This is a genomic window from Corynebacterium lipophiloflavum DSM 44291, assembly GCF_000159635.1.
Classification (GTDB): Bacteria; Actinomycetota; Actinomycetes; order Mycobacteriales; family Mycobacteriaceae; genus Corynebacterium; species Corynebacterium lipophiloflavum.
On the sequence record NZ_GG667193.1, the window covers coordinates 292,783 to 298,494 of the forward strand.

Annotated in this window: 6 protein-coding genes and 4 tRNA genes; 7 read left to right on the forward strand and 3 right to left on the reverse strand. The window is 61.8% G+C overall.

Annotated elements, in window-relative coordinates; genetic code table 11:
• On the reverse strand, positions 1–169 hold a 169-nt coding region (locus HMPREF0298_RS11630), incomplete at its 3' end, for a metal-sensitive transcriptional regulator (protein ID WP_157464436.1).
• Between the two features lie 97 nt (positions 170–266).
• On the opposite strand from HMPREF0298_RS11630, the gene HMPREF0298_RS07995 reads away from it, so the two are divergent.
• The 5 genes from HMPREF0298_RS07995 to HMPREF0298_RS08015 all read left to right on the forward strand — a co-directional run bounded on the left by HMPREF0298_RS07995 (position 267) and on the right by HMPREF0298_RS08015 (position 1,183).
• A tRNA-Glu gene (locus HMPREF0298_RS07995) sits at positions 267–339 on the forward strand.
• Between the two features lie 32 nt (positions 340–371).
• Positions 372–445, forward strand: a tRNA-Asp gene (locus HMPREF0298_RS08000).
• A gap of 165 nt (positions 446–610) precedes the next feature.
• Positions 611–684, forward strand: a tRNA-Asp gene (locus tag HMPREF0298_RS08005).
• Positions 685–713: 29 nt separating this feature from the next.
• Positions 714–786: transfer RNA gene (locus HMPREF0298_RS08010), tRNA-Phe, on the forward strand.
• A 109-nt stretch (positions 787–895) separates the two neighbouring features.
• Positions 896–1,183, forward strand: coding sequence for a GNAT family N-acetyltransferase (locus HMPREF0298_RS08015; RefSeq protein ID WP_006840650.1), 288 nt, complete (start codon positions 896–898; stop codon positions 1,181–1,183).
• 3 nt (positions 1,184–1,186) lie between these two features.
• On the opposite strand, the gene epsC is transcribed toward HMPREF0298_RS08015, so the two are convergent.
• Positions 1,187–1,786 carry a serine O-acetyltransferase EpsC gene (gene epsC / locus HMPREF0298_RS08020; protein WP_006840651.1) on the reverse strand — a complete coding sequence of 200 codons (600 nt, stop codon included), beginning with the start codon at positions 1,784–1,786 and terminating at the stop codon, positions 1,187–1,189.
• Between the two features lie 115 nt (positions 1,787–1,901).
• Positions 1,902–2,837, reverse strand: coding sequence for a cysteine synthase A (gene cysK / locus HMPREF0298_RS08025; protein WP_006840652.1), 936 nt, complete (start codon positions 2,835–2,837; stop codon positions 1,902–1,904).
• 285 nt (positions 2,838–3,122) lie between these two features.
• Between cysK and ramA the strand changes: the two genes are divergently transcribed.
• A complete protein-coding gene (gene ramA / locus HMPREF0298_RS08030; protein ID WP_006840653.1) occupies positions 3,123–3,962 on the forward strand; it encodes an acetate metabolism transcriptional regulator RamA in 840 nt (279 codons plus the stop codon).
• 24 nt (positions 3,963–3,986) lie between these two features.
• The gene (gene murA, locus HMPREF0298_RS08035) at positions 3,987–5,246 is read left to right on the forward strand and encodes a UDP-N-acetylglucosamine 1-carboxyvinyltransferase (protein ID WP_006840654.1); all 1,260 of its coding nucleotides are present in this window, start codon (positions 3,987–3,989) and stop codon (positions 5,244–5,246) included.
• The last annotated feature ends 466 nt before the right edge of the window (positions 5,247–5,712 follow it).

Sequence of the window (5,712 nt, forward strand, 5' to 3'; positions counted from 1 at the left end):
ACGCTGAGGTGATCGCGGAGATTTGGGTGAGGATGTCGATGCAGTACTGGTCCGACTCGATCATGCGTTGCACGCCACGCACCTGTCCTTCGATGCGCTTGAGGCGTGCGGAGTAGCGGTCCCTGTCGTGGCTGTAACCGTGGTTGTGCTCTGCGGAGGGAGTAGTCATGGCCGAAACTATACATGGCCTGCAGGTTTGTTCCATCTTCTCGCGCTGGTTTATGATGAGCGGGCTGCCTAAATGCGATTGCATTTAAGTGCGTTTGGCCCCCATCGTCTAGAGGCCTAGGACTCCGCCCTTTCACGGCGGCAACACGGGTTCGAATCCCGTTGGGGGTACTCGGACCCCACGGTTCGGACAAAATAAATATGGCCCTGTGGCGCAGTTGGTTAGCGCGCCGCCCTGTCACGGCGGAGGTCGCGGGTTCAAGTCCCGTCAGGGTCGCAGTAGAAGAAAACGGTCGAGAATGTCTCTCGGCCGTTTTTGGTTTATCCGGCAAAAGGTGCGTCGAGCTGGCGATTTGTGCTCGCTCGAGCGCTCTGTGTAGAGTGAACTCTCGTGCACAACGCGATCTTGAGGGTCGCGAAAGAGCACAAATATTACACAGTTGGCCCTGTGGCGCAGTTGGTTAGCGCGCCGCCCTGTCACGGCGGAGGTCGCGGGTTCAAGTCCCGTCAGGGTCGCCGAATCGCTTTGTGATGAGGCGGTTTACGGCCAGATAGCTCAGTCGGTAGAGCACACGCCTGAAAAGTGTGGGGTCGCCAGTTCGATCCTGGCTCTGGCCACACGTGCGCATCCCCTTCACTTCGGTGGAGGGGATGCTTGCGTTAAGGGCACGCCGCGCCGGAGTTCGCTAAGGTGGGTGCCACGTCACCCAAGTGAAAGGATGTAACAATGGCAGGGCAGACAGTCAAGCTCAATGAGGGCCAGAGCCGCTACGAGATTATCGTCGACGACAAGGTCGCCGGTTACGCGGCGTTTCGTGACACGGACGAGGGAGTGCGCGATTTCAACCACACCGTGGTTCAGCCCGAATTCCGCGGTCAGGGCCTATCGACGCCGCTGATCCAGCAGGCGCTCGACGACACCCGCGCCGCCGGCAAGCAGATCATCCCGACCTGCTCGGCCGTGGCGCGCTTCCTGAGCAAGAACGAAGGCTACCGCGACCTCGTCGCCAGCTAGCAGTTAAATCATGTAGCTGCCGGGGTCGACGTAGTGGTCCGGGTCGACCAAGTGAGTCGTTTCGTCCTGCATCCGCTTGCGGTGCTTGGCGGGGACTCCGGTAGCAATCGAGTTGGGTGGAACGGACTTCGTAACCACCGCGTTCGCGCCCACGGCGGACCCCTCACCAATGGTAATGGGCCCGAGCACCTTAGCGCCAGCCCCGATCGTGACGTTGTCTTCGATCGTGGGGTGGCGCTTAGTTTGTGTCAGCACCTGCCCGCCAAGGGTGACGCCGTGGTAGAGCATCACACCGTCGCCAATCTCGGCGGTTTCACCGATGACGATGCCCATGCCGTGGTCGATGAAGAACCGCCGTCCAATCGTCGCCCCGGGGTGGATCTCGATGCCGGTGAGGAACCGGTTGAGCTGCGCGAGCACCCGCGCTGGGCCCTTGAACCCGTTTGTCCACATGGAGTGGCACACGCGGTGAATCCAAATCGCGTGCAAACCTGAGTAGACGATGGCGTTTTCAACGTCGCCGCGCGCCGCGGGGTCATGCAGGCGGGCGTTGTCGAGGTCTTCCTTGATTGTCGCCGTGATCGTTCTCAGCACCTTTATCATGCTGTCCGAGCTTATCAGCGCGCGTGTCGACGCCCGCAGGGTCGAAGCGCTTTTGATTCAAGACACAAGAAAATCGACGCCCAGCGGCGGGGCGTCGATTAGCACAAAGCGGCTTTTAGTCGCGGATGTCTTCGTAGAGTGGGGTGGAAATGTAGCGCTCGCCGAAATCGCAGACGATGAACACGATGGTCTTACCAGCGTTTTCAGGGCGCGAGGCAACCTCGATGGCCGCCTTCAGGTTCGCGCCGGTGGAGATGCCGCCGAGGATGCCCTCTTCGCGGGCGAGCTCGCGCGACGTAGCGAATGCGTCCTCGTTGGAGACGGTGATGATCTCGTCGACAATCTTGCGGTCGAGGGTGCCCGGGATGAAGTTCGCGCCCATGCCCTGGATCTTGTGCGGGCCAGCCTCGCCCTTGGACAGCAGCGGGGAAGCGGACGGTTCGACGGCAACGAGCTGGACGTCAGGCTTCTGCTCCTTGAGGTACTTGCCCGCTCCCGAGATGGTGCCGCCGGTGCCCACCCCGGCGACGAGGATGTCGATGTCGCCGTCGGTGTCTTTCCAGATCTCCGGGCCCGTGGTCTCGTAGTGGATCTGCGGGTTGGCCTCGTTTTCGAACTGGCGCGCCAGGATCGCGTTATCGCTGTGCTCGACGATCTCGTTGGCCTTCTCCACCGCACCCTTCATGCCTGCGGCGCCCGGGGTCAACTCAATCTGTGCACCCAGCGCGCGCAGGACGACGCGGCGCTCGGTGGACATGGTCTCCGGCATGGTCAAAATGACCTTGTAGCCCTTGGCTGCGCCCGCGAGTGCGAGGGCGATGCCGGTGTTGCCCGAGGTGGCCTCGACGATGGTGCCACCCGGCTTAAGTTCGCCGGACTTCTCCGCCGCCTCGACGATTGCCTTGCCAATGCGGTCCTTGACCGAGTTGGCGGGGTTGTAAAACTCAAGCTTGGCCAGCACACGCGCGCCCGTGTCCTTGGAAATGTGCTGCAGTTCAACGAGCGGGGTTCCGCCCACGAGGTCGAGTACGTTAGCTGCGATCTTTGTCATGGTTGCTCCTTCACAATGTGTCCGTAAGGGGTTGGTTCCCCTCCTCTGGTGTTAATGGTAGACCATCATACACTTGCTAGGTAGACAAACCAGTATGGCCTCGTTGAACCGCTCGGTATGGGGGAGGTAGCGCTACGCAACCGCGAGCGTTGCGAAGTTTGGCCACCCCCAAAAGTGCGATATGCTTCAGGTAGTCATACGGCAATTCGATGCAGGACACCTCCCCCCGTCGGGGACACCCACACGGGTGGGCCTAGGAGTTGGGTGAGGTCCGTGAGGAATGTGATGGACGCGCAAATGATCAGGGATGAGGACGACGCAATCCGCGCCGCCCTCACGACGTTGAAGACCGCCACCGGAATCCCGGTGGCCATGTACGGAACGCTCCTGGCCGACAACCGCATTCAGATCACCCAATGGATCGGATTGCGTACCCCGGCGCTGCAGAACCTGGTGATCGAACCCGGCGCCGGCGTCGGCGGCCGAGTTGTCACCACCCGCAGGGCAGTGGGTATTTCTGACTACACGCGCGCCAACGTCATCTCCCACGAGTACGACCGCCAGATCCAGGACGAGGGTCTGCACTCCATCGTAGCGGTACCGGTCATTGTGCAGCGTGAAATTCGCGGCGTTCTCTACGTCGGTGTGCATTCCCCGGTCCGTCTTGGCGACAAGGTGATTGAGGAAGTCACCATGACCGCCCGCTGTCTGGAGCAGGATCTGGCCATCAACGCCGCGCTGCGCCACACTGACGGCGGCAAGGGCGCGGCCAAGGCTGGGCGGGTGATGAACAGCGCGGAGTGGGAGCAGGTGCGCTCCACGCACTCCAAGCTGCGCATGCTGGCAAATCGCGTCACCGACGAGGAGCTACGCAGAGACCTCGAGCAGCTGTGCGACCAGATGGTTTCGCCGGTCCGAATTAAGCAGACGACGAAACTCTCGGCCCGCGAGCTCGACGTGCTCTCCTGCGTGGCGCTCGGCCACACGAACGTCGAAGCGGCAGAGGAGATGGGCATTGGCGCGGAGACGGTCAAGTCCTACCTGCGCAGCGTGATGCGCAAGCTCGGCGCGCACACCCGCTACGAGGCGGTCAACGCTGCCCGCCGCATCGGCGCTCTGCCGTAGCTGTGTTTCTGTACGCTAGGGGCCGTGAAAGAACGTTTTCTGGTCCACGGTGGAACTCGGCTCGAGGGCGTCGTGCGTGTCGACGGCGCCAAGAACAGCGTGCTCAAGCTCATGGCTGCCGCGCTGCTCGCCGAGGGCACGACCACCCTGCACAATTGCCCCGAGATTCTCGACGTCCCGCTCATGCGCGACGTCCTCGTCGGGCTCGGCTGCGACGTTGACATCGACGGCTCGGTAGTCCGCATCACCACGCCCGCGACCGTCTCACCCCACGCCGACTTCGAAGCGGTGCGCCAGTTCAGGGCATCGGTTGCCGTGCTCGGACCGCTGGTTGCACGCTGCAAGGAGGCCTACGTCGCGCTCCCAGGTGGCGACGCGATTGGCTCGCGTCCGCTAGACATGCACCAATCCGGGTTGGAAAAGCTCGGCGCAACCACTCACATTGAGCACGGAGCCGTCGTCGCCCGAGCCGAGAGGCTTACCGGAGCATCAATCTCTCTGGACTTCCCGTCCGTGGGCGCGACCGAGAATATCGTCACCGCGGCAGCTCTTGCAGACGGCCGCACCACCCTGGACAACGCCGCCCGCGAGCCGGAAATCGTCGACCTCTGCGACATGCTCAATTCCATGGGTGCCCGCATTTCAGGAGCGGGCAGCTCCACCATCACCATCGACGGCGTGGACAAGCTGGCGCCAACCGAGCACGTCGTGGTGGGGGACCGCATCGTGGCCGGTACGTGGGCCTACGCGGCGGCGATGACACAGGGTGATATCACGGTCGGTGGCATCGCCCCGCGCCACCTGCACCTCGCGCTGTCCAAGTTGAAGACAGCGGGGGCGAATGTCGAGACCTACGCCAACGGCTTCCGCATCCGCCAAAACCAGCGCCCGAAGGCGGTCGATTACCAGACGCTGCCTTTTCCCGGGTTCCCCACGGACTTGCAGCCCATGGCAATCGGCATCGCATCAATTGCAGACGGTGTATCCGTGATCACGGAAAACGTCTTCGAGGCCCGGTTCCGCTTCGTCGATGAGATGCTGCGTCTCGGAGCCGACGCCAGCGTGGATGGGCACCACGTGGTGCTGCGTGGAGTGGACACACTGTCGTCGACAAACGTGTGGGCCTCCGACATCCGCGCCGGTGCGGGATTGGTGCTTGCCGGCCTCGTTGCAGACGGAGTCACCACGGTGCATGACGTCGCCCACATCGATCGCGGCTACCCCAGGTTCGTGGAGAACCTAGTGGACTTGGGGGCGCAGGTTCAGCGAGAAACGGGGCGCTAAAAACCGGGTTTTGCCTGGGGGTTTGTGTTTGGTTGTGGGGGTGTGTAACTTTGTGTGAGTCAGCGAGACCGACAACGCCCCGCCGGAGTGAGTTCTGGTGAGATGGCGGACAGGAAAACTACCGCTGGTGCCTCCTTTGATTGGTTGCGATTTGTGTCGCGGCTGGTTGGGTGTGCGTGTGTTGTGTGAGAACTCGATAGTGTGCCAATGTACTTTTTTGTTTTTTGTTTGTGGTTTGTTGTGGTGTGCATTGTGGCGTGCCTGGCCTGCACTGTGGTGTGGGTGGGTGTGTGCTGGTGGTGGTGTCGTGAACCTTTGATGGCGATGTCACCCTGTGGCGCATGTTTTGTGTCATGGTGTGCGGTTTGATCGTAATGAATCGCGGGTGTGGCCTTGTTTGATGCATGGGTTGTGTGGTTTTCCTCGTCGGATGCGCATGGTCTGTGTTGGGGTTGCACGGTAAATA